Below are 1,266 nucleotides of genomic sequence, written 5' to 3'. Positions count from 1 at the left end.
TCATTGTTACCGCCATCTAACGCTGTGCGGCTCCCATGGAGGTCTTGACCAGGGTTGAACTACGCCCTACGTTATCGGCGATTAACATTCGACGGAAGGGTCGTCATGGACTTCATCCTCATGTCCGAGGGAGACACCCCGGTCGGGCTCACGCATGAGCACCGCTACCGGGAGCTGATCGACGAGGTGCTCCTGGCGGAGCGGGTGGGCTTCGACGCCTTCGGCAGCTCCGAGCAGCACGTCGCCCTGGGCACCGCATCGGTCTCGGCTCCGGAAGTGCTCTACCCCTACCTCATGGCCCTCACAAGCCGGATCCGCTTCATCCACCTCGTGACACTGCTGCCGACCCGGATGAACCACGCCCTGCGCGTCGCCGAACGCGTCGCCACCGAGGACATCCTGTCCAACGGCCGCGTCGAACTGGGCACCGGCCGCGGCAACACCACACTCGCACTGCGCGCATTCGAGGTCGACCCCTCAGAAAACAAAGCCCAGTGGCGCGAAGGCATCGAACTCATCCGCCACGCCTTCCTCAACGACGTCTTCTCCTACGTCGGCGACCACTACAAGATCCCACCCCGCAGCCTCGTCCCCAAACCCCTACAAAACCCCCACCCGCCCATCTCAGCCGCCGCCGGCAGCCCCAGCTCCGTCGAAACCGCAGCCACCATGGGCATCGGCGCCATCATGGGCGGCCTCTACCTCGGCCACGACCTCGTCGAAAACATGGTCAAGCTCTACGACAAAACCCTCGCCACCACACACCACCCCCACCCCACCACACCACGCAAAATGGTCGCCATCGCCGGCGGAATGCACTGCGCCCACACCACAACACAAGCCCGCACCGAAGCAAAACCCCTCCTCGACATGGCCAAACTCTCCACCGACGCCTACGAACGCCTCTCCAAACTCTCAAACGACTACGCCTACATGGGCGCCGTCAAAAACATCAACCTCAACGACGAGGAGTACATGCTCGAACACTCCCAAGGCTTCATCGTCGGCGACCCCGACCACTGCATCCAACACATCCAGCGCTACGCCGACATGGGCATCGACGCACTCGTCCTGCGAGTCGACAGCCTCCCCCACCACCAACTCATGCACTCCATCGAACTCTTCGGAAAATACGTCATCCCCCACTTCAAAAACCCCCGCAACATAGTCCGCCCACCCAACGACATCCTCACCGACATCCGCACCGCACGCCCCGCCCACCAACAAGCACTCCACCAACACCACACCAAGGAGACCCCACGATGA

Annotated in this window: 1 protein-coding gene; it reads left to right on the top strand. The window is 62.4% G+C overall.

The genetic code is table 11. The features are described 5' to 3' along the window. The first annotated feature begins 105 nt into the window (after positions 1-105). Entirely contained in the window at positions 106-1,266 is a 1,161-nt protein-coding gene (locus tag ACFWV8_RS38360) for an LLM class flavin-dependent oxidoreductase (RefSeq protein WP_384215108.1), read from the top strand.

The sequence above is a fragment of the Streptomyces sp. NPDC058665 genome (assembly GCF_042714995.1).
Taxonomy (GTDB): Bacteria; Actinomycetota; Actinomycetes; order Streptomycetales; family Streptomycetaceae; genus Streptomyces.
The sequence above is the reverse complement of the archived record's forward strand: the minus strand, read 5'-3'. Positions and strand labels throughout refer to the sequence as shown.

What these genes read in the sequence shown, in the direction of transcription:
- ACFWV8_RS38360 (WP_384215108.1), top strand. Translation starts at nt 106, where the DNA reads ATGGACTTCATCCTCATGTCCGAGGGAGACACCCCGGTCGGGCTCACG.